Source organism: Micromonospora sp. KC723 (genome assembly GCF_004348595.1).
In the GTDB taxonomy this organism is placed as follows: Bacteria; Actinomycetota; Actinomycetes; order Mycobacteriales; family Micromonosporaceae; genus Micromonospora.
Window position 1 is genome coordinate 49336 of sequence record NZ_SMKD01000007.1, and the last position, 20581, is coordinate 69916.

Below are 20581 nucleotides of genomic sequence, written 5' to 3' on the forward strand. Positions count from 1 at the left end.
CAGCGCCGCACCGTGTTGGCGTTGAGGCCGGTGTCGGTCTCTCCGGCATGGCTCATTCCCGCCCGAATACGCTCGGCGACCTCCTCGTACGACCAGCCCCGCTGAGGTCTCTCCCACGCTACAAATCTTGAATGGCCAGGTTTGTCCATTGGGTTGGCGTGTCGCTGGTTTGTCGGATGCGATGGGGTAGGTCCGGTGGGATGAGGTATTCCCGATGGGGGTGGGTTGTCCGCGCGGGGACGGGCGAGGCGTGAGGCGGTGCGGCGGCAGGCGTGGCCGGTCTTCGAAGACGAGGCCGGTCAGACGCTTCACTCGAAGCGGGTGGGCTCCCGCTCGCCGTCGTGGTCTTCCTGGCTCGCCCACCGCTCGGGCGTCGCCCCGTTCAACGTCAACTCGAAGACGTGCCGACGCTGGATCTCGAAGCGGAGCGGGCTGACGTCGTACTCGACCTCCCCCAGCATGCGCACGACGCTGAACCCCGTCAGTCCGGTCTCTTCGCGGGCCTCCCGTAGCGCCGGGTCCGCCGGATCCTCACCCGGGCGGACGCTGCCGCCCGGAACCTGGATGCCCACCTCCTCGTAGCTGAAGTCAATGTGCCGGAAGACGAGCAGGTGCCCCTCCCGCACGACATAACAGAGAACCTTGTTGGTGACCACCTTCTCGGGCATGGCGCCTTCCACCACTCGTTCCTGGTGCGTCTACCCAGGGTCTGGCAAGTGCGGATCGGGCAGGCCGAAGATTGCTTCCTGGGCCGCTCGGGCGAGATAAGGGCGCCCACAAGGGGCAGGGGTGGGTGTTCCGGGAATACACCGTCAAGAGGGGCAAGCAGTATACGACCGGTAGGATGATCCAGTGGCATCCCGGCGGTGGCCATCACGGGAAGCTCCCCTATTGGAAGGTCAAGCAGCCGAACAAGCCGGAGGCCAGGTTGCCTCAGCACCGGGAGAAGCTGCCGCAGTGGAAGCTCGACCAGCTGAAGTGACGCGTTCGCTCTGGAGAGGTGATCCGATGTCTCAGGCGGCGGGCTACGATCCGGATGATCTCCTTCATCCCGCCCGCGTGATCTCGGTACTGTGCGGGCTGACGCGGGTGGTTGCTCGTCTCGCGCTGGCGCCCGACGACCAGCGGGAGTACCTGCGCAGGGCCGGCGTCGGCGGCTCGGTGGACGAGTTGGCGCTCCAGCTCGAAGCGGTGGTCGCTCTCCTGGAACCGTTGGAGGAGGCCGAGCTGGTCGATCCGGCGCAGGCCGAGTTGGCCCGCCGCATCGACCAGATGCTCGACCTGATGAGCGGCGCGGACAAGGCCTACCTGTGGGAACCGGAGGCATTGTCGACGGCCCCGGAGTGGGTCGAGGTGCGTGCCCTCGCCAAGGAGTTCCTGTTCCTGCCCGATCCGTTCGGCGGGACGTAGCGGACGATCGGTGGTCCGGGGCGGGAGTTCGCTCGCCCCGGACCACTCGTCGTCGAGCGGCGATCGTCTTCCTACTCGGGGACGCGCCGGTACGCGCCGTCGCTGGCCGAGGTTGCCATCGAGGCGTACGCGCGCAGCGCGGCCGACACCGGCCGCTGCCGGTCCACCGGCGTGTACGGCCGGTCCCGCTTCTCCTGGGCGACCCGGCGGGCGTCCAGCACGTCGGCCGGCACGTCCAGCTCGATCGTCCGGCCCGGGATGTCGATGACGATCTCGTCGCCGTCGGCGACCAGGGCGATCAGCCCACCGGAGGCCGCCTCGGGGGAGACGTGGCCGATGGACAGGCCCGACGTGCCGCCGGAGAAACGCCCGTCGGTGAGCAGCGCGCAGGCCCGGCCCAGCCCCCGCCCCTTGAGGAACGAGGTGGGATAGAGCATCTCCTGCATCCCGGGGCCGCCCTTCGGCCCCTCGTACCGGATGACCACCACGTCCCCGGCGACGACCTCCTTGGCCAGGATGGCCGACACCGCGTCGTCCTGGGACTCGTAGACCTTGGCCGGGCCGCGGAAGGTCAGGCACTCCTCGGGCACCCCGGCGGTCTTCACCACGCAGCCGTGCGGGGCCAGGTTGCCGTGCAGGATGGCCAGCCCGCCGTCGGCGCTGTACGCGTGCTCCCGGTCCCGGATGCAGCCCTGCGCCGCGTCGGTGTCCAGCGACGACCAGCGGTTGGTGGTGGAGAACGGCCCACTGCTTGGCGCCCTCACCGCCGGTGCCGGCCCACATACCGAGCACGTCGCGTTCCCCGTCCAGGCTGATACCCACAGCCACGTAGACGGGCCGGTTCACGACCTGCCCCTGCCGGATCTTCATGACCAGTGCGTCGATGAACCACAACGACCCGCAGCTCATCGACACACCCACCTGCTGGGCGGCAGCCGCCCCGGACAGACCCATCCTGACCAACTCAAAGTAGCGACGCTTCACCGCCACCGGCATCTTGTTCGGCGCGTACCTCGGCACACGAATCCCTCCGTTCAGGATTCGCGACGTTCGCTGGAAACCGCCCCCTGTCCAGCGGCCGCTGCCGCCAGGCTTCCATCTCGTCCACGACGTTGTCGGTGACCCGGCTGATCAACTCCCGGGACACGTCGGCGTCATACACGTCCGCCAGATGCGCGCAGATCTCCCCGGTCGTCAACCCTTTGGCATACAGCGACAGGATCGCCTCGTTGAACCCGTCCAACCTTCGGGCGTGCCTTGGGACGATCCGCGGGGTGAACGACCCGGCCCGGTCCCGTGGAACCTGGATCCGCACCGGCCCCACCTCGGTCTGCACCGTCTTGGCCCCGTGACCGTTACGGATGTTGGTCCGCCGGCCAGTCGCTTCATCGACGCCTGCGTCATCAACGTGAGCGTCCAACTCGGCGTCGAGCGCTGATTCAAGGACAGTGCGCGTGATCCCCGCGAGGAGCCCACCCGGCCCGACCAACGACACCCCGTCAGCCTTCGCCCGCTCGATTAGTTGCTGAGCAAACTCCACCTCCGCCGCCGTCGCTTCCGGAAGCTGAGCGGCGTTCTTCTTGTCTGCCATGACGTGGTCCTTCCCGGACAGGATCAACGTCCTGTCCAACGGACCACACCCAGGTCAAACACGGAAATCTACGCAGTCCCCGTGGTGGGCGTGCCGGATTGCGGCCGAGGTTTGCCAGCACGCGAGGACCCCGTCCTCGGCACCCCCGCAAATCGAACACCGATGACCCGCAATTCGAACACGTCTTGCGCCGCAAATCAAACACATCCGCCCACGCAGACCGAAACCGTGTCAGTTATCATGACGCCGTGCCCACACCGCACCTGATCCCCCGCCGCGCCGCCGCGCAGGTCAACGACGCCCTGGCCGACACCCGCGTCGTGCTGATCAGCGGAGCACGTCAAGCAGGCAAGAGCACCCTGGTCCGCATCGTCGCCGGCGATCGTCTCGCCGAGCGCCGTGATCTCGACCGAGCGCAGGACCGGGCCGCGGCGCTCGCCGACCCGGTCGGCTTCGTGGACTCGCCCGAACTCCTGGTCATCGACGAGATTCAACGCGCTCCAGAACTGTTGCTGGCCATCAAGGCAGCCGTCGACGAGGATCCCCGTCCCGGTCGGCACCTGCTCACCGGCTCTTCTCGCCTGTTCGGCATGGTGGGCGCCCCGGACGCCCTGCCCGGCCGGATGGAAACCGTCGAGCTCTGGCCCTTCTCCCAAGGCGAACTCGAGGGAGCACCGGACGGATTCGTCGACGCCGTCTTCGCGCTCGGTCCGGACCTGCGACACGAGTCGAAGGTGACCCGCGCCGACTACGCGGCTCGGATCGTGTGCGGCGGCCTACCCGAGGCCACGACCCGCACCGACCCACGCCGCCGCCAACGGTTCCTCGACGCCTACGTCCACGCGCTCATCGAGCGCGATGTGCGGCAGCTGTCCGACATCCAGCACAAGGGCGAGCTACGCAAGCTGGTACGCCTCCTCGCGGCCAGGTCCGCGACCATCATCGCCGCCAACTCCCTCGAATCCGCCCTCGGACTGAGCCGGCCAACGATCGCCCGCTACCTCCAAGCCCTGGAAGAGATCTTCCTGATCAAGCGGATCCCCGGCTGGTCCCGCAACCTCGGCACCCGCGCCACCGCCGCGCCCAAAATGATCTTCGTCGACTCTGGCATCGCCGCCAACGAGACCGCGACCGACGCCCGGGCGCTGCTCCGGCCGGGCGCACCGTTCGGGCCACTACTCGAATCATTCGTCCTGTCCGAGCTGTCCCGCCAGCTCACCTGGTCCGAGCAGTCCGTCGACCTGTCCCACTACCGCGACCAGAGCAGGTACGAAGTCGACGCGGTGCTCGAGAACAGATCTGGGCACGTCGTCGGGATCGAAGTCAAAGCAGCCACCACCGTCGGACCCGATGACTTCCGCGGGCTCCGCCGACTCGCCGACCGCCTCGGCGACGACTTCATCGCCGGCATCGTCCTCTACACCGGCACCTCGACGCTGCCGTTCGGCGACAAACTCCGCGCCCTACCAGTCAGTGCCTTATGGCAGATTCCCGCCCCGCCAGCAGACTGACCTCGCTCCCTCCGCAGGTCGCTCCCAGTTGGTGAGGGCCCACCAATGACCGAACAAACTGGTCTGCTGATCTTCAGCAAGCGAGCACAGCAATCCGTTACTGCGACCGGCGAACAAAGAGGAAGCGAGAAATCCGCAGGCAAACGCCTGCATCGGCAGATAGAGCGTCGCCTTAGGAAACCGATGCTCTATCCCTGAGCTACGGGGGCGCGAGTGCCTAGTCTAGCGACCCGGGGTTCACCTGGGGTGGCAGGGAGTGGCCCAGGTTCGCCCACGTCGCCGGTACCCCTGTTCCCCCAGCCCAGGAGCACACCCGGAGCACACGAACCCCCGTTTGCGACCGGCGGCGGGCCACGGTGACCCGTGCTGGCACCGGTTGACCCACGGTGGCACCGGCTGGAGAGCACACACCGCGCACATCAGCCCAAGATCAAGTGCTCGCTCGGCGGCATACACTCGACTCGGCAAGCCGCGCGGGGGTGGCCGTCGCCTTGCGGCAGGCACCGCGACGCGCGGATCGTGGCAGCTCCGTGCGCCGTCGGGTTGCCCGGAGCCCTTCGCCCGCTGCTGGAGAAGCGTCGTAGCCCGCATTTAGGCTGGCGCCGTGAGCATGAACGGCAACTGGCTGCGCGTTTCCCCGGACGAACTGGAGCAGGCCAGGACCGATTTCGCCTGGGCCCACCACCTTGCCACGGAGCGGGACGACAACTCCGAACGCTGGACCACCACCGACAAAGCATGGAACGGGCTCGACTCTTGACCCCTCGGCGTCCGCAGGTCTGGCGGTGTTGCTCGACCTACATCGGGCGAAGGTCACGGTCGCCGAGATCCGCAAAGACGGTCGGCTGACGCTGACCTTCGCCGATGAAGCAGTCCTCGCCGTCGCGCCGGACCGTCAGTACGAGGCGTTCACTGTCACTGGCACGCCGCCGGTGTCACGGGAGTTCCGTCTCGTGGCCGTACCCGGTGGCGTCACCCGCTGGTAGTGCGACGCCGACGGCAGTGCGCACCCGCTCCACGGACGGCGGCATGTCTGGGCGATGGTAATCGAGCCAGCTGCGTCCTGGCGTGACTGGGCAAGGCGTCCGCGTAGTAGCGTCGCAGCCATGGTGCCGGACCTCGACGCATGGGAGCCGTGACATCCGAGGGTGCTCGGGGAGCGCCTAGCCGGCGTGCCGGTGCCCTGGTGCATCGCGGCCGGCTGGGCGCTCGACCTGTCCGGGGCCGGCAGACCCGTGACCACAATGACGTGGAGATTGCGGTTCCCCGGGCGCAGTTCGCCGAGGTCGCGCAGCGGTTCCCTGAGGTCGATTTCTACGTGCCCGTCGCGGGGGCGTTGGTACCGGCGTCCGCTGACACGCTCGCCGCAGGCCACCAGATGTGGGCTCTGGACCGGGCTGCCGGTCGCTGGCGCTTCGACGTGTTCCGCGAACCACACGACGGCGACGTGTGGATTTGCCGCCGCGACGCCCAGATCCGCCGCCGATACGCCGACCTGATACGGCACGACGCGCACGGACTGCCGTTCCTGGCACCGGAGGTGGCGCTCCTGTTCAAGGCAAAGGCTTCCCGGGACAAGGACCGCTTCGACTTCGCCGGCACACTGCCGCTCCTCGACGCCGACCAGCGCCGGTGGCTCGTCGACGCACTGGCTCTCGTGCACCCGAACCACCCGTGGCGAACCGCCGCCGCACGGGTCATCTGACGGGCCCCACGATCACCAGACCGTGAAGTCCGGGCCCAAGCGCTCCGTGCGCCCGACGGTCGTGCTGATCGCGGCAAGAGAGCAGTCGATCTTGGCTCGGGTCCGGGAAGGCCGAATCGGCAAGATGAAGAAGCGTCGGCCTCTCCAGGTCAGACGGACGGGTTCGACGTCGAACTCTGTCGCCATTTCCTGTCGGTCCCGTGACAATGCTCGCCGGAGGCGAGACGACGACTGGTCGAGGGGTTCTGCTGGAGTGGGTCAACGGTTGGGCGGACGCAGGTGGCCGGTGATGGTCAGCACCGTCCACCTCGGGTGCCATCAATACCGAGTCGTACGGCCGGCGGAAACGCCGAGGTTTGCCGGTCTCTATGAGGGCCGTTTCGGAGCCCAGTTCTGCCTCGACAAGGAAACAGCGGTGATGTTCGCCCATGCGTGGGGCCTGGCTGCCCGGTCGCCGCGCACGATCGTCTACCTCCCACTGCGCCGCGCGAAATCCCCACCCACCATGTCTGGGGACGCCCGCTCGACCTGGTGCTGCTGCACCACCGTCTCGCGTTCCCGCCGTCGCGGTGGAAGCAAGTCCGTTCCCGGTTGAGGACCGGCAGGCCACACACCATCGTCCTCCCCGGTGACGCGTGGCCGTCGCGGTCGATCGCCGACCACCAACGGACCTGGCATCAGGAGTTTCGCGATCATCTTCGATGGGACATAGCCGCCGACACGTTGGTGCTCACCGGCAGCCGCGAGGCGTTCGAACTGGAGGCCGACCAGGTCCGCGCCTTGGCCGAGGAGTGTCCGGCTCATCGCGCCCGCATGCCGGGGACGCACTGCTGCGCCGAGATCGGCATGGGCAGAACCAGGCGTCACCCTGACCAGCGTCGGCCGTACGCCGAACTGCACGCCGAATACTCACAGTAGTGCCCCACCCCAGGCGGAGGCAGTCGGGGCAGACGACGGCGAGCGCCTCGCGGCAGATCCGGGTGCAGCCACGGGCGCCGACAGGGTGCGGAATCTCGGTGGAGCAATCGAGTCCCGATCGGTGAAGATCGGGCTGTGTCCGTTCCCGCCCGTCAGATCCGTGCCCGCTACTCGGCGGACACCATCACCGTGTACCAGGCGTATCCCCCGCAGATTGCGTTGCCGGCGGTGGCAGCCGGCCGATTCGCGGCCCCCTTCAAGCGGGACCGGATGACGTGGATCAAGCCGTCTTTCCTGTGGATGATGTACCGCTGCGGCTGGGCTAGGAAGCCGGGGCAGGAGCGCGTGCTGTCCGTCGACATCACGCGGGAGGGATTTGAGTGGGCGCTGGCGCGAGCCTGCCTGAGTCACTACGAGCGAGACCTGCACAGCGACAAGACGACCTGGGCGCGGCAACTGAAGACCAGCCCCGTACGAGTCCTGCGGCAACACGGTCAGGGTGGAAGTTGAGCGTTATCCGCAGGGACGCGTCGAGCGGCGGCCCGGCCGACAGCGCGGCGACGTGGCGCAGGGCCTGCCGACAGGCGGGGTGCAGGTGGTCAGCGACGCCGGCTCGGGTTTTGGTCCGGGACCCTACCCGAACGTGACGGTTGGTCAGTCGGTCCCGACCGGTCCACGCCTGCGCCTCGCCGGGACGCTCGGGTATGTTCTCGCTTGCGTTCGACACATCCACCCGGTCAAACCCCGTTCCTATGGGTGTCGGGAAGGGCGACGGCGGTGCCGGTCACCGCGATCCCGGATCCGGGTCGGGCGGGGATCTCTACCGTGAGCAGGCTTGGACGGCCCATGTCTTGGCCCTGGTACACGGTGACGGTCGCTGGCGGCACCACCAGACGCAGGTCGCGCAGGAAGCCACCCAACGCCGCAGCCGCCGCACCGGTCGCGGCGTCCTCGACGACACCACCCGGGGGAAACGGGTTGCGCGCATGGAACACCAGTTCGGACTCGCGGTAGACCAGATTGATCGTTGTCCAGTCGCGCCGGGCCATCAGGCTGGCCAGCGCCGCCATGTCGTAGTCCAGGTTGGCCAGGCGTCGCCGGCTCGCGGCGGCCACGACGGGATGCCACGCCCCGGCGAAGGCGATCCGCGGCGGCAGCGTCGAGTCGAGGTCGCCCGGCGTCCAGTGCAGCGCTTCGAGCAGCAACGCCAGGTCGCCGGCGGAGATCGGCTTGCTTTGCGGTTCGACGCTGACCAGTGTGGCGGCGGTGATGCCGTCCGGCTGCACCTTGGTGGAGACCTCGACCAGGCCGGCACGGGTGTCCAGGTGCAGGACTCCTGGACCGTGCCGCTCGGCGTAGGCAACGGCCGACGCGATGGTCGCGTGGCCGCAGAAGGGGACCTCCGCCTTCGGGCTGAAGTAGCGCACCTCGAACTGCCCGTCTCCACCAGGCACGAGGAACGCCGTTTCGGAGTACCCGACCTCGGCAGCGACCCGCTGCATCTCCGCGTCCCCGAGCCCGGTGGCGTCCAATACGACACCGGCCGGGTTGCCGCCGGCAGGATCTGCGCTGAACGCGGTGTACCGAAGGACTTCCATGATCACGATCATAGGGGTGGCAACGCACCAGGTTCGAGTGCAATCCACCCTAGGAGGTTGCAGGCACCGCCGGCCACCAACATCCACACATGTCGCGCTCCGCGCCAAGGAGAGTGCCTGGTTGCACGCAGCGCCGGGGTTGGCCCGGACCGCTGTGCGACCAACGCCGTCCCTGACGTTCTCCGCGTCGCCTGGCGCCGCCTGCCGCGCAGAGTTCTCGCTGTGCCGACGGCTCGCAAGAAGTGGGCGAGCGTCGATTGACAGCCGCACCTCGTCGGGTGAGGCTAAGTGACAGACATGATCCGTGGAAGTCGAAGAGGTGCCACGGGAGGTCCACCGCATCCGTCGTGAACGACCTTCAACCGAGCGACGGGTTGGGTCCACAGCAAGGAGCTGCCACGAAAGCCATCCGGGCTCATTTGCTTAGATTCTAAACTAACTCCCTCCGAACCACATCCCCCTGCCGGGACGGAAAGCCCCAGGCGGTCTCGCTGACACAGGTTCGACACAGCGGGTTCGACGACGTGCCTGCGGGTCTCCACCCGGTGGTCCGCGATCTCCAGTGAGGAGTCAGCCGTGTTCACCTGTCGCGCACGAGCGGCGACCACCGCGTTGCTCGCCGCCGCATCCCTGCTCCTGACCGCCTGCGGAACGGACTCCGACGACGCCAGCGGAGGCAACGTACTCAAGTTGTGGCACTACGAGGGCGCCAACAGCGCCATGGGCGTTGCCTGGGCGGAGGCGATCAAGCAGTTCGAGGCCACGCACCCGGGGGTCACGGTGCAGTTCGAGGAGAAGGGCTTCGAGCAGATCCGCCAGAACGCCAGCATGATCCTGAACTCGGACGAGGCGCCCGACATCATGGAGTACAACAAGGGCAACGCGACCGCCGGGCTGCTCGCCAAACAGGGCCTGCTCACCGACCTCACGTCCGAGGCGACCACGCGCGGATGGGACAAGATCTCGCCGGCCATCCAGACCACCAGCAGGTACGACGCCCAGGGCATCATGGGCGGCGACAGGTGGTACGGCGTGCCGAACTACGCCGAGTACGTGATGGTCTACTACAACAAGGACCTCTTCGCGAAGCACAACGTGCGGGTGCCGACGTCCCTCGCCGAGTTCGAGGCGGTGATGGACACCTTCGCCAAGGCCGGCGTCCCCCCGCTGTCGGTCGGCGGCGCGGAGTACCCGGCCCAGCAGATCTTCTACGAGCTGGCGCTGGCCAAGGCGAACCGGTCCTGGGTCGACGCGTTCCAGTTGTACAGGGGCAAGGTCGACTTCCACGGGCCGGAGTTCACGTACGCGGCGACCACGTTCGCGGACTGGGTGAAGAAGGGATACATCCCGAAGGACTCGGCGGGCATCAAGGCCGACCCGATGGGTGTCGCGTTCACGCAGGGCAAGTACCCGATGGTCATCTCCGGCAGCTGGTGGTACGGGCGGTTCGTCAACGAGGCGAAGTTCCAGTGGGGCACGTTCCTCTTCCCCGGTAACAGCCTGCACCCGGGCTCGGGCGGCAACCTGTGGGTGGTCCCGGCGAAATCGAAGAACAAGAAGCTGGCGTACGACTTCATCGACATCACGCTCAAGCCGGAGATCCAGAACCTGCTCGGCAACTCCGGGGGCATACCGGTGCTGGGCGACCTGACGCAGGTGACGGACGCGAAGAGCAAGGAACTGATCGAGAACTTCAACGCGGTCAACTCCTCCGACGGGCTGGCGTTCTACCCGGACTGGCCGGCACCCGGCTACTACGACGTGCTGGTGGCCGGCACGCAGAACCTGATCAACGGCACCAAGACGCCGGACCAGGTGCTGGACGAGATCGCCAAGCCGTACCAGGACAACCTGACCGCCCTGGGCAAGTAGGTGGTCACGTCGACACAGGCGGGGCGGCGCCCGGAGGTCGGCGCCGTCCCGGCGGTGGCTCGACGCCGCGCGCGACCGCGGCCCGGCGGGAGTTACGCGCTCTATCTGCTGCCCGGCGCGCTGCTCTCGCTGCTGGTCATCGTCATGCCGCTGGCGATGAACGTCGGGATCAGCTTCACCCGGTGGTCCGGCGTGGGCTCCGCCGAGTGGATCGGCCTGGAGAACTACACCCGCCTGCTCGGTGACGAGAACTTCTGGGCCTCGTTCCGCAACATCCTCTTCCTGATCGTGGCGATGGCGGTGGTGCCGACGCTGCTCGGGCTGGTGCTCGCCGCCGTGCTGTTCGACTACGTGGCCAAGCAGATCGGCCCGCGTACCGCGAAGGTCCTGCGCTCCGGCTTCTACCTGCCGCAGGTGCTGCCGGTCGCGGTCACCGGCATCGTCTGGGGGTGGATTCTCAATCCCAGCTTCGGCGCGCTCAACGCGATCCTCACCAACGCCGGGCTCGACTCGCTCGCGAGGAACTGGCTCGGTGACCCGGCGTACGCGCTCTACAGCGTCATGGTGATGCTGGTGTGGTTCCAGCTCGGGTACCCCGTGGTGATGTTCATGTCGGGGCTGCAACGCGTCGACCCGTCGCTGTACGAGGCGGCGTCCATCGACGGCGCGGGCTGGTGGCAGCGGTTCTGGCGGATCGCCGTGCACCAGATCAAACCGGAGATCTACGTGGTGCTGGTGACCACCACGATCGCCGCGCTCAAGGTCTTCGGTCAGATCTTCGTGCTGACCCGGGGCGGGCCGGGCAACGCGACGCTCGTGCCGTCGTACTTCGCGTACCAGAACTTCTTCGAGCGGGCCCAGGTCGGGTACGGGTCGGCGATCGCCACCGTGCTCACCGTCATCATCGTCGTGCTGGCCGTGGTGTTCCTGCGGATCCAGGCCCGGGGCGAACGGAGGGACCTGCTGTGAGAGCGGCCACGCTCACCCGGTCCGCCGTGCTGGCGGTGCTCACGCTACTGGTGCTGGCGGTGCTGTCGCCCTTCGTGCTGGTGATGCTGAACGCGGTGAAGGCCCCCACCGACTACGCCTCGGACGGCCCGCTCGCGCTGCCGGACAGCCTGTACCTCAAGGGTCTCGCCGACTTCTGGATCCGGGTGGACTTCGGCGAGAAGCTGGTCAACAGCCTCGTCATCAGCGGCTCGGTGGCGGTCCTCGCGCTGGTCGTGTCCATCTTCAACGCGTACGCGTTGGGCATCGGCCGGGTACGCGGGCGCGGCGCCTTCCTGGTCTTCTTCCTGCTGGCCAACCTGCTGCCGCAGGAGGCCCTCGCGTACCCGCTCTACTACCTGTCCAAAGCGGTCGGGCTCTACAACACGCAGCTCGCCCTCATCATCATCTTCACCGCCATCCAGAGCGCGTTCGGCACGTACCTGCTGTCGTCGGTCTATGCCGCGTTCCCGCGCGAGATGCTGGAGGCAGCCGCGATCGACGGGGCGGGTAGCTGGCGCACGCTGTGGCGGGTGGTGGTACCGATCAGCTGGTCCAGCCTGTCGGTACTCTTCACGTTCTTCTTCATCTGGACGTGGAACGAGTTCTTCCTGCCGCTCATCTTCCTGATCTCCAACGACCGGCAGACCGTTCCGGTGGCGCTCGGCGTGCTACAGGGCGACCGGCTCATGGACGCCACCACCACCAGTGCGTCGGCCCTGCTCGGGATCCTGCCGGCAGTGATCTTCTTCCTCGTCTTCCAGAACACCCTCACCCGGGGCGTGATGGCGGGAGCAACGAAGTAGCACAAACGGCCGCCCGGGTCAGGGAGGAACTGCCATCCGGGAGGTGGCCGGCGGTGACGGCGGTTGCCGCGGTAGGCACGCCTCATCGCTCGCCGACGCCGTGCGGCAGGGTGTCGACGAGCCGGGTGGCGAGGCCGTCGGGACTGAACCTCCTCAGTGCCGTACGCGTCACCCGGGCCATGCTGCCCAGCCTGCTCGACCGGAGCGGCGTGGATCGTCGACATCTCCCTCCAGAAGTTCGTGCTGGACGCGACGCGGTTCGGCCCGGACGCCAGGGGCCAAGCGGACCGACCTCGGTGGCGTGCAGTATCTGATCAAGGTCGGACAGCGGTAGACCGGCCGCCAGCACCCGGGGGTCGTGGACCGCCGGGCCCACGACCCCTCACCGCGCCCACCGGCGTACGTTGCCGGGGTCGGCGCCACCCGCCCAGTCAGCGCAGTGCGACCCAGGTGGTGGCCACGACGTACCCCTCGGTGTGGGCGCGCAGCCGCACCGGGCCGGGTGGCGGGGCGTCCAGCGAGAAGAAGCCCACCTCGTCGACGGGTGCCTCGTCGTACGTGCCGGTGGCGGTCTGCGCGCTGACCCGCCCGCCCCCGGGCGGGAAGAGCTGGCCGACGATCCCGGCCTCGGTCACCTCGACCTCCAACACGACCGCGCCGCTGCGGAACGACAGCGTCCGCGCGGAGCCGGCCGACCGGGTCAACCCCGCCGGCTCCGCGTCGCACGCCGAGTCGAACATCAGCTCGGCGAGCGCCACCTCCGCGGCCACGTCCCGCCAGGCGAACGCGGCCCGCGCCGCGGTCAGGAACTCCTCCGGCACCGGCCCAACCTCCCGCAGCGCCGCGCCCAGCTCGGCGGTCAGGACGTCGTCATCGGCCGGCGGCCACGGCTCCACCACGGTCACCTCCGTTCGTGCGGGTCGCCGCCGCTCCGAGGAACGGGGCCAACGCCGGGCACTCGCGCAGCCGGCGCAGGCAGCGGGCCTGGGTGGGCCCGATGCTGCCGACCGGCATGCCCAGCCGTTCGGCGATCTCCCGGTAGCTCGGCGGCGGGTCGGCCGTCAGCAGCGACAGCAGCTCCTGACAACGCGGCGGTAGCTGCGCGAAGCCCTCCCGCAGCGCCTGCCGCCGCTCCGCGCGCAGCAGTTCCTCGTCCGGACCCGCCGCGTCCGGGGCGCGGGAGAAGCCATGGTACGCGTCGAGCGCGTCGTCGTACGGGTCGACGAGCTGGGTACGCCGGCCGAGGCGGGAGAGCCGGTAGCACTCGCGCCGGGTCGTGGTGGCCAGCCAGGCGGCGAGGGCCTGCGGATCCCGCACCCGGCCCAGGTGCTCGACGAGGCGTAGCCAGACGGTCTGGTTGACGTCGGACGCGTCGGCGCCGCTGAGGTCGTAGGAGCGGATCACCGAGTAGACCAGCGGGGTGTACCGGCGGACCAGCTCCGCCCACGCCGACTCGTCCCCGCCCACGGCGGCGCTCACCAGGCTGGTCGCGCTGCGCCCGGTCACGCCGCCACCGCCCGGCGGAACCGGTGGTCTGCTCGCCGACGCTCGCTCATGCGACGAACACGCCGTAGTCGGGGTGCCAGCGTGGCGCCGCGAGCAGCGCGAGCCGCGCCGCGTCGGCACTCAGGCCGCCGGCGGTCATCAGCGCGGCGAGCCGGCCGGAGACGTACGCCGTGGCGAACGAGGTGCCCGCCCAGGTGGCGAAGCCGTGGAACACCCGGGTCGGCCGCCCCGACAGCGGCAGTTGGCCCTCGACGTACGTGCTGTCGCGCTCACCGACTGCGCAGGCGTCGACCCACGGCCCGTAACCGCTGTAGGCGGCCGGCGCCACACCATCGGGCCCCTGGCTGACGGCCGCCACCGCCACGACCCGGGCGAGGGCGGCCGGCCACATGGGCCGGTTGGTGCCGGCGTTGCCCGCCGCCGCGACCACGGCGCTCGTCGAGGGCAGCGCGGCCACCGCGTTGGCCAGGGGCAGCGACGGCTGGTCGTCCTGGGTGAACCCGCCCAGGGACAGGTTGATGACGGACACCTCCGGCGCGAGCCGGCCCATCGCGGCAACCACCGACGCCTCGTCGCCGACGCCGGTGGCGGTCAGCGCCTGCTCAGGGTCTACGCGCACCCCCGGCGCGGCCTGCCGCACCACACCGGCGACGAAGGTGCCGTGCCCGCCCTGCGGGGCGAGCACGTCGGTGTGCACGTACAGCGGGTCCTCGTCGTCGGCCTGCGGCAGGTACGTCCCGCCGAGCCATTGCGGGTGGTGGCTGCCGGCCAGCCGGCAGATGCCGGTGTCGCAGATCCCGACAGTCACCCCCGCGCCCTCGTCGCGACGGCCGCCGTCCGGCGGCGGCAGCGCGGCGGCCGGTCCGGGTGGGCTGCCCGGGTTGCCCATGATGTTGCCCAGGCCCAGCATGACGTGGTGCGGTTGCACCTTCGGCACCGGCTGGCCGGGCCACTGCTGGGGGTCGCGCAGCTGCGTCACGACCGCGGGGATGTCGGTCTCCTTGCCGAACAGCAGCCGGGTGACGCCGGCGAAGGAGTCCCCAAGGGTCACCGAGTAGCCGGCGGCGCGCAGCCGGATGAGGACCCGCTGGGTGTCGGCGGCGGCGACGAGGAGCTGCCGGGGCCGGTAGAGGAACTGCCTTCCCGGCGCGATGTGGCGGCGGACGTTCTGGTCGGCGGCCAGCGCCTCGTAGAAGGCCCGCTGGTAGGCGGCGTCGTCCGCGTCGTCCCCGAGCGCTGGCGCCGGGCGCAGCCCCACGCCGAGCGGGGCCACCGCCGCGGCGAGCGCGGACGCCGCCAGCAGCCGTCGTCGGGACACCCGGCCGGCCGGGTGCGGCACATCAGGGTGCTCAGGCGGCATGGGTCCTCCATGCGGTCGACGACACGCCCGCCGGTGGCCGGCACGGCCGAATTCCCCGGGCACCGACAATTCTTACAAAGCATTGTTCAATGTCAATCGCATCAATGGCCTGTGCTGATTCCCGACATTTCCCTGCCGATGATCGGCATTGACGGCTCACCATTTCTGATGGACGCTGTCAGGCATGGCCGATCGCACCGCGCCCGGTGCCGAGGCGGCCCAGGCGGCGCTGGACGCCGTCCAGCGCTATCCCCACGAGGCGATCGCGATCGCCCACCGCGTCCTCGCCGCCGGCGCCGACGACGACGAGCGCTCCACCGCCGAACGAGCCACCGGCCTTGCCCTGCGGGAACTCAACGACCTGCCCGGAGCACTGCACCACCTGCGCCGGGCGGTCCGCGTCGCCGGCACGCCCCGGGTCCGGGCGCTGGCCCGGATGAGTCTGGGCTACGTGCTGGCCAACGCCGGCCGCACCGCCGCGGCGCTGCGCGCGGTGTCCGCCGCGCTGCCGCAGCTCACCGGCGCCGACGCGGGGCGGGCCCGGATGCAGCGGGGCGTGGTACTGCACTACCGAGGCCGCTACGACGAAGCCGTACGCGACTACGGCCTCGCCATCGACATCGCCCACCGCGAGGGTGACCTGCTGCTGGAAGCACGGGCCCGCAACAACCGGGGGCTGCTCAACGCCCACCGGGGCGCGGCCGGCGGCACGGACGACGACCTCGCCCGCGCCGCGGCCGCCTTCGACCAACTGGGGCTGGACCTCGCGGCGGCCGACGCCCGCTGGAACGGCGGGATCGCCGCCGGTCGGCGCGGCGACATCGCCGAGGCGCTGCGCCGCTTCGCCGCTGTCGACGAGGAGTACCGCCGCCTCGCCGTGCCCCGGCCGGCGCTGCTGCTGGACCGGTTCGAGCTGCTGCTGTCGGTGCCGTTGGTCGGTGAGGCGGTCGAGGTGGCCGCGGCGGCCGTACGGGAACTGCGCCGCCGGGGCATGGCCTCCGACCTCGCCGAGGCGCTGCTGGCACAGGCCCGGGCCGCCCTGCTCGCCGACGACCTCGACACCGCCGCCGGGGCCGCCGCCGCGGCCCGGGTCCGGTTCCGCCGCCAGGGCCGCCGCACCTGGGCCGCGTTCGCCCGGCACGTCGAGCTGCGCGCCGAGTACCGCCGGGGCACCCGCTCGGGGGCGCTGCTCACCGCGATGACACGTACCGCCAACCAACTCGATGCCACCGGGTGGCCCGGCCCGGCGCTGACCACCCGGATCGAGGCCGGCCTGCTGGCCGCCGCGCTGGGGCGCCCGGACCGCGCGAGGAACCTGCTGGCGGTGGCCGCCCGAGCCCGTCGCCGGGGCACGGCCGACCGGCGGGCACAGGGCTGGTACGCCCTGGCCCTGTCCCACCGGCTCAGCGGGGACGACTCCGGGGCGGCAAGGGCGCTGAGCCGGGGACTGGCCGTACTCGACCGGCACCGCACCTCGCTCGGCGCCACCGAACTGCGGGCCAACAGCGGGGCGTACGGGCAGGAGTTGGCGGCCGAGGGTCTGGACATCGCGGTCCGCGCGGGGGCGCCGGCGCAGGTCCTGGCATGGGCGGAGCGGTGGCGGGCCAACGCGCTGCGGACCCGGCCGGCGCTGCCCCCCGACGACCCCGAACTGGTGGCGGCGCTCGCCGAACTCCGGCTGGTCAGCGGACTGCTGGAGGACGAGGTGCTGGCCGGCCGACCCGCGCACGCCCTGCGCGGCCGGCAGGCCCGGCTGGAGCAGCGCATCCGGGACCTGGCCCGACGGGCGCCCGGCGGGGGTGCCGTGCTGATCCCGCCGGGAGTGGCGGCGCTGGCCGCGCGGCTGGGTGAGCGGGCGCTGGTCGAGCTGGTGGCCCACGGCGACCGGCTCCGGGCGGTGCTGGTCCGCGACGGCCGGGCCAGCCTGCACGACCTCGGCGCGCTCGCCGACGTGGTGGACCTGACCCGACGGCACCGGTTCGCCCTGCGCCGACTGGTCACCACCGGCGACACGACCGCCGCGCGGATGGGAGCCGCGCACGCCGCAGCCGCTCTGGACCGTCAGCTCTTCGACCCGCTCCGGCGGCGGCTGGCCGACCGGGACCTGGTGATCGTCCCGGTCGGGGCGCTGCACGCGGTGCCCTGGTCGGCGCTTCCGACGTGTGCGGGCCGTGCCCTGACGGTCGCTCCGTCGGCCACCGTCTGGCTCGCCGCGGACCGGCGGGAGCCGCCAGCCGGACCGCCGGTGCTGGCCGCCGGCCCGCGCCTGCCGGCCGCGCACGCCGAGGTACGCCGGCTCGCGCAGGTCCTGCCGGAGGCGCGGCTGTTCACCGGGGCCGAGGCCACCGCCGACGCGTTGACCGCGGCGCTGGACGGCGCCGGGCTGGTGCACATCGCCGCCCACGGCACGTTCCGCGCGGACAACCCGCAGTTCTCCACGCTGGAGCTGGCCGACGGGCCGTTGTTCGCGTACGAGTGGGAGCGGGTGGCCCGCCCACCCGGCCGCGTGGTGCTCTCCGCGTGCGACTCCGGCCTGACCGGAGTCCGCCCCGGCGACGAGATCATGGGGTTCACCGCGGTGCTGCTGGCGCTCGGCACCCGGTGCCTGATCGCGACCGTGTTGCCGGTGCCGGCCGAGCCCACCACCGCGCTGGTGCTGGACCTGCACCGCCGGATGCGCGCCGGTGCCCGCCCGGCGCGGGCCCTGGCCGACGCGCAGCAGGCGTTCGGCGCGACCGGCGACGGCCCGGCCCGGGCCACCGCGGCGGCGTTCGTCTGCTTCGGCGCCGGCTGACTCGAACTCTCGCAGTCCGACAGCTACACCGGACAACCGGTTCGTGGGACGGCACCCCGGACTGACCATCCGCCCCACTCACCGCGGGACCCCCGACAGCACGACGGCCAGGGCGACCAGCGGTGCCCGGGCCTGGGTGGCCAGCCGACATCACATGGACAGATGTCGATTGACAGGTGCTCGTCCCACAGGGACGATATGTGATACACGCGGCGGCGGGCGGACCGAAGCGAAACCGTCGGCTCGACGCGGTGACGAACTTGCCAGCCGATGGGCACCTCGGGTGCCGTCCTGCTTCCGGGCGGCAGGTCGGGCGCGGTGGCAACGGGTCATGAGTGGGCGGTGGCGGCGGCCAGCCGGGCGGATCCGGCCGACCACCTCCGATCTCGAAACCGGTTCGATTCACGTCCATTGGAGCGCAATGATGCTTTCACGTAGACAGCGCCTCGCGTTGCTCGCCGCCGGCACCGCGATCACGGTGGCCGGTGCGGGTGTCGCCACGGCGACGGGGGCCGCCGCGGCGGCGACCCGTTACGAGGCCGAGGCAGCACCGGCCACCTGCGACGGTGTCATCGAGTCCAACCACTCCGGCTTCTCCGGCAACGGATTCTGCAACGGCAACGGCGCGGTCGGGGCGGCGGCACAGTTCACGGTGACCGCCCCCGGCGCCGGCACCGCCACCGTCGGCATCCGGTACGCCAACGGCTCTTCTTCCTCGGCAACGGCATGAGCACGCCGCCGCAACCCAACATCCACGTCCGCTGACATCGTCACCGTCGGGCGCGCCGGCAGCCAGCCGGCGTGCCCGACGCCCGGTGGCGGGATGCCGCAGGCTGACGCAGGTGGTGTGCGCCGGCCGCCCGTCGGTGAACGACTGGCGGCCGGCACCGGCTACACCGGCCCGAGGACCGGGACGGGGTTGCCAGGGCCAGCCCCGACACCGGACACTCATCGGCATGTATCGATTCGTTTGCCAGCTCGCGGCCGGCCGTCGCGTCGCCCGCCGGCACCGAACGGCGGCCGCCCTGACCCTGGTGCTCGTCGCCGCCGCCGTGCTGGTGCCGTCGACGCCGGCGTCCGCCGCCACGACCGCGTCGTTCACCCCGATCAGCGAGTGGGGCAGCGGATACGTCGGCGAGGTGACCATCCGCAACGACACCGACAGCCAGCTCAACGGGTGGCGGGTGGAGTTCGACATACCCGCCGGCACCACCGTCGTCAACTACTGGAACGCCGCGCTGACCCGCTCCGGCAGCCGGCACATCTTCACCAACCTCGCCTGGAACGGCGTGCTGGCACCGGGCGCCCGCACCAGCTTCGGCTGGGTGGCCACCGGCAGGGGCACCCCGAGGGGCTGCACGGTCAACGGTTCCCCCTGCGCCGGCCCGCCAACCGGCCCCGACGTACGACCACCCAGCACGCCGACGAACATCCGCGTCGGTACCGCCGGGCAGCACACCGCCCTGTACTGGGATCCGGCCAGCGACGACCACGGCGTGGTGCGGTACGACATTCTCGCCAACGGCAACCCGTTCGCGTCGGTCACCGGGACCAGCCACACGTTCCCACCGCTGCCGCCGATGCTGTACACCTTCGGGATCAGCGCGGTGGACGCGGCCGGCAACCGTTCGCCGTACGCCATCCACTACTTCGGGCAGCCCCGCGACACCGCGGTACCGACCGCGCCCACCGGCCTCACCATCGGCGGTCTGCCCGGGGACCACCTCAGCGTGCGGTGGGAGGCGTCCCGTGACGACGTCTTCGTCGCCGGCTACCAGCTGTACCTGAACGACCAGCTGGTCAGCGCGGTCGGTGGCACCAGCGGATACGTCCCGTTCACCGGGTACGGCGTGTACCGGGTGGCCGTCCGCGCCTTCGACCACCTCGGCCAGTTCTCCCCGTTCACCCGGCTCAGTCTCGCCATCGACCCGCCCGCCCCGCCGATCTCGAAGCCCACCGGCTGACGGTCCGGCGTCCAGGCCGCGCCGACCCCCCGTCCTCCCGGCCCGGTGTGGCGACACCTCTTCGGTCAGCCGCGTGGGGCGGGGACACCGAAGAGATCGATGATGCCGCCCGGGAGTTGGGCGAGCAGGTCGCCGCGCTCGTCGTCGTCGAGCGCCTCGGCGACGGTGCGCAACACCGCCTGGGTGTGCTGGCGCACCTCATCCGCGTCCGCGCAGTGCTCCCGCTCGCCGACGACCCGCAGGAACTCGCCGACGTCCCACCGGCGTCCCTGCGGGTTACGGGTGATGGACAGGTCCAACCTCTCGGGTAGCTGCTCGGCCAGGCGGTCGGCCTCGCGTCCGGCGAGCCGTTCGGTGAGTGCCGACAGGACGGCCCGGACGGCCCGCTCGGCCGCCTCGTCGCCGAGGCCGGCGCGCTGTCGTACCGTGGCGATCAGCTGCTCGTACTCCATGACCCACTCCTTCCCGGCGTCCCGGCTCGGATGGCCGGAACCCCGGTGCCCGTCGTCGTCCCGGCGGAGTACCCGGTCCTCGGACGAGGGAACGGCCCCGGGCCGAT

General features: G+C 70.6%; 20 protein-coding genes and 3 pseudogenes. 14 read left to right on the forward strand and 9 right to left on the reverse strand.

Features of this window, described 5'->3' with window-relative positions:
* Positions 1–308: 308 nt before the first annotated feature.
* Complete coding sequence (locus tag E1165_RS03485; RefSeq protein ID WP_132387615.1) at positions 309–668, reverse strand: NUDIX domain-containing protein; 360 nt, start codon at positions 666–668, stop codon at positions 309–311.
* Between the two features lie 176 nt (positions 669–844).
* On the opposite strand from E1165_RS03485, the gene E1165_RS28795 reads away from it, so the two are divergent.
* Together E1165_RS28795 and E1165_RS03490 are read left to right on the forward strand one after the other, a co-directional pair.
* Complete coding sequence (locus E1165_RS28795; protein ID WP_165945128.1) at positions 845–982, forward strand: hypothetical protein; 138 nt, start codon at positions 845–847, stop codon at positions 980–982.
* 26 nt (positions 983–1008) lie between these two features.
* Positions 1009–1410 (forward strand): hypothetical protein, encoded by a 402-nt coding sequence (locus E1165_RS03490; RefSeq protein WP_132387617.1) that lies wholly within the window; start codon positions 1009–1011, stop codon positions 1408–1410.
* 71 nt (positions 1411–1481) lie between these two features.
* Here E1165_RS03490 and E1165_RS03495 read toward each other — a convergent pair.
* The 3 genes and pseudogenes from E1165_RS03495 to E1165_RS03505 form a co-directional block, all read right to left on the reverse strand.
* Positions 1482–2153 (reverse strand): annotated as a pseudogene (locus E1165_RS03495) (dihydroxy-acid dehydratase); the annotation flags it as partial.
* Between the two features lies 1 nt (position 2154).
* Positions 2155–2364, reverse strand: a pseudogene (locus tag E1165_RS03500) (transposase); the annotation flags it as partial.
* 10 nt (positions 2365–2374) lie between these two features.
* Positions 2375–3001 (reverse strand): transposase, encoded by a 627-nt coding sequence (locus tag E1165_RS03505; protein WP_243704569.1) that lies wholly within the window; start codon positions 2999–3001, stop codon positions 2375–2377.
* A gap of 248 nt (positions 3002–3249) precedes the next feature.
* Here E1165_RS03505 and E1165_RS03510 point away from each other — a divergent pair, with 248 nt between their 5' ends.
* The 6 genes and pseudogenes from E1165_RS03510 to E1165_RS03535 all read left to right on the forward strand — a co-directional run.
* On the forward strand, positions 3250–4512 hold the full coding sequence (locus E1165_RS03510; RefSeq protein ID WP_132387619.1) for an ATP-binding protein: 1263 nt from the start codon (positions 3250–3252) through the stop codon (positions 4510–4512).
* Positions 4513–5122: 610 nt separating this feature from the next.
* A complete protein-coding gene (locus E1165_RS03515; RefSeq protein WP_243704574.1) occupies positions 5123–5272 on the forward strand; it encodes a YfbM family protein in 150 nt (49 codons plus the stop codon).
* Positions 5273–5297: 25 nt separating this feature from the next.
* A complete protein-coding gene (locus E1165_RS03520) occupies positions 5298–5498 on the forward strand; it encodes a DUF6188 family protein (protein WP_132387621.1) in 201 nt (66 codons plus the stop codon).
* Positions 5499–5761: 263 nt separating this feature from the next.
* Complete coding sequence (locus tag E1165_RS03525; protein ID WP_207916536.1) at positions 5762–6217, forward strand: hypothetical protein; 456 nt, start codon at positions 5762–5764, stop codon at positions 6215–6217.
* 531 nt (positions 6218–6748) lie between these two features.
* Positions 6749–7135 carry a hypothetical protein gene (locus tag E1165_RS03530; protein ID WP_132387623.1) on the forward strand — a complete coding sequence of 129 codons (387 nt, stop codon included), beginning with the start codon at positions 6749–6751 and terminating at the stop codon, positions 7133–7135.
* 135 nt (positions 7136–7270) lie between these two features.
* A pseudogene (locus E1165_RS03535) lies at positions 7271–7615 on the forward strand (DUF4291 family protein); the annotation flags it as partial.
* 257 nt (positions 7616–7872) lie between these two features.
* Here E1165_RS03535 and E1165_RS03545 read toward each other — a convergent pair.
* A complete protein-coding gene (locus E1165_RS03545; RefSeq protein WP_132387625.1) occupies positions 7873–8733 on the reverse strand; it encodes a PhzF family phenazine biosynthesis protein in 861 nt (286 codons plus the stop codon).
* Positions 8734–9309: 576 nt separating this feature from the next.
* Here E1165_RS03545 and E1165_RS03550 point away from each other — a divergent pair.
* Genes E1165_RS03550 through E1165_RS03560 form a run of 3 tightly spaced genes read left to right on the forward strand, consistent with a single transcriptional unit; the run spans position 9310 to position 12398 of the window.
* The gene (locus E1165_RS03550) at positions 9310–10605 is read left to right on the forward strand and encodes an ABC transporter substrate-binding protein (protein ID WP_132387627.1); all 1296 of its coding nucleotides are present in this window, start codon (positions 9310–9312) and stop codon (positions 10603–10605) included.
* 54 nt (positions 10606–10659) lie between these two features.
* Positions 10660–11574 carry a carbohydrate ABC transporter permease gene (locus tag E1165_RS03555; protein ID WP_243704570.1) on the forward strand — a complete coding sequence of 305 codons (915 nt, stop codon included), beginning with the start codon at positions 10660–10662 and terminating at the stop codon, positions 11572–11574.
* Positions 11571–12398: a carbohydrate ABC transporter permease gene (locus E1165_RS03560; RefSeq protein WP_243704571.1), complete on the forward strand. Its 828-nt coding sequence runs from the start codon at positions 11571–11573 to the stop codon at positions 12396–12398. Before E1165_RS03555 ends, E1165_RS03560 begins: the two co-directional genes overlap by 4 nt.
* A gap of 431 nt (positions 12399–12829) precedes the next feature.
* Here E1165_RS03560 and E1165_RS03565 read toward each other — a convergent pair whose 3' ends face one another.
* Genes E1165_RS03565 through E1165_RS03575 form a run of 3 tightly spaced genes read right to left on the reverse strand, consistent with a single transcriptional unit; the run spans position 12830 to position 15264 of the window.
* Positions 12830–13297 carry a hypothetical protein gene (locus E1165_RS03565; RefSeq protein WP_243704572.1) on the reverse strand — a complete coding sequence of 156 codons (468 nt, stop codon included), beginning with the start codon at positions 13295–13297 and terminating at the stop codon, positions 12830–12832.
* Positions 13269–13904, reverse strand: a complete 636-nt coding sequence (locus E1165_RS03570) for an RNA polymerase sigma factor (protein ID WP_132387629.1) — start codon at positions 13902–13904, stop codon at positions 13269–13271. The genes E1165_RS03565 and E1165_RS03570 overlap by 29 nt, the downstream gene beginning before the upstream one ends.
* Positions 13905–13950: 46 nt before the next feature.
* Entirely contained in the window at positions 13951–15264 is a 1314-nt protein-coding gene (locus tag E1165_RS03575; protein WP_132387631.1) for a S8/S53 family peptidase, read from the reverse strand.
* Between the two features lie 184 nt (positions 15265–15448).
* On the opposite strand from E1165_RS03575, the gene E1165_RS03580 reads away from it, so the two are divergent.
* The 3 genes from E1165_RS03580 to E1165_RS03590 all read left to right on the forward strand — a co-directional run bounded on the left by E1165_RS03580 (position 15449) and on the right by E1165_RS03590 (position 20022).
* Positions 15449–18058, forward strand: coding sequence for a CHAT domain-containing protein (locus tag E1165_RS03580; protein ID WP_132387633.1), 2610 nt, complete (start codon positions 15449–15451; stop codon positions 18056–18058).
* A 424-nt stretch (positions 18059–18482) separates the two neighbouring features.
* Positions 18483–18788, forward strand: a complete 306-nt coding sequence (locus E1165_RS03585; protein WP_132387635.1) for a hypothetical protein — start codon at positions 18483–18485, stop codon at positions 18786–18788.
* Between the two features lie 226 nt (positions 18789–19014).
* The gene (locus E1165_RS03590) at positions 19015–20022 is read left to right on the forward strand and encodes a cellulose-binding domain-containing protein (protein WP_132387637.1); all 1008 of its coding nucleotides are present in this window, start codon (positions 19015–19017) and stop codon (positions 20020–20022) included.
* Positions 20023–20087: 65 nt separating this feature from the next.
* Here E1165_RS03590 and E1165_RS03595 read toward each other — a convergent pair whose 3' ends face one another.
* A complete protein-coding gene (locus E1165_RS03595) occupies positions 20088–20474 on the reverse strand; it encodes a DUF2267 domain-containing protein (RefSeq protein ID WP_132387639.1) in 387 nt (128 codons plus the stop codon).
* Positions 20475–20581 lie beyond the last annotated feature (107 nt).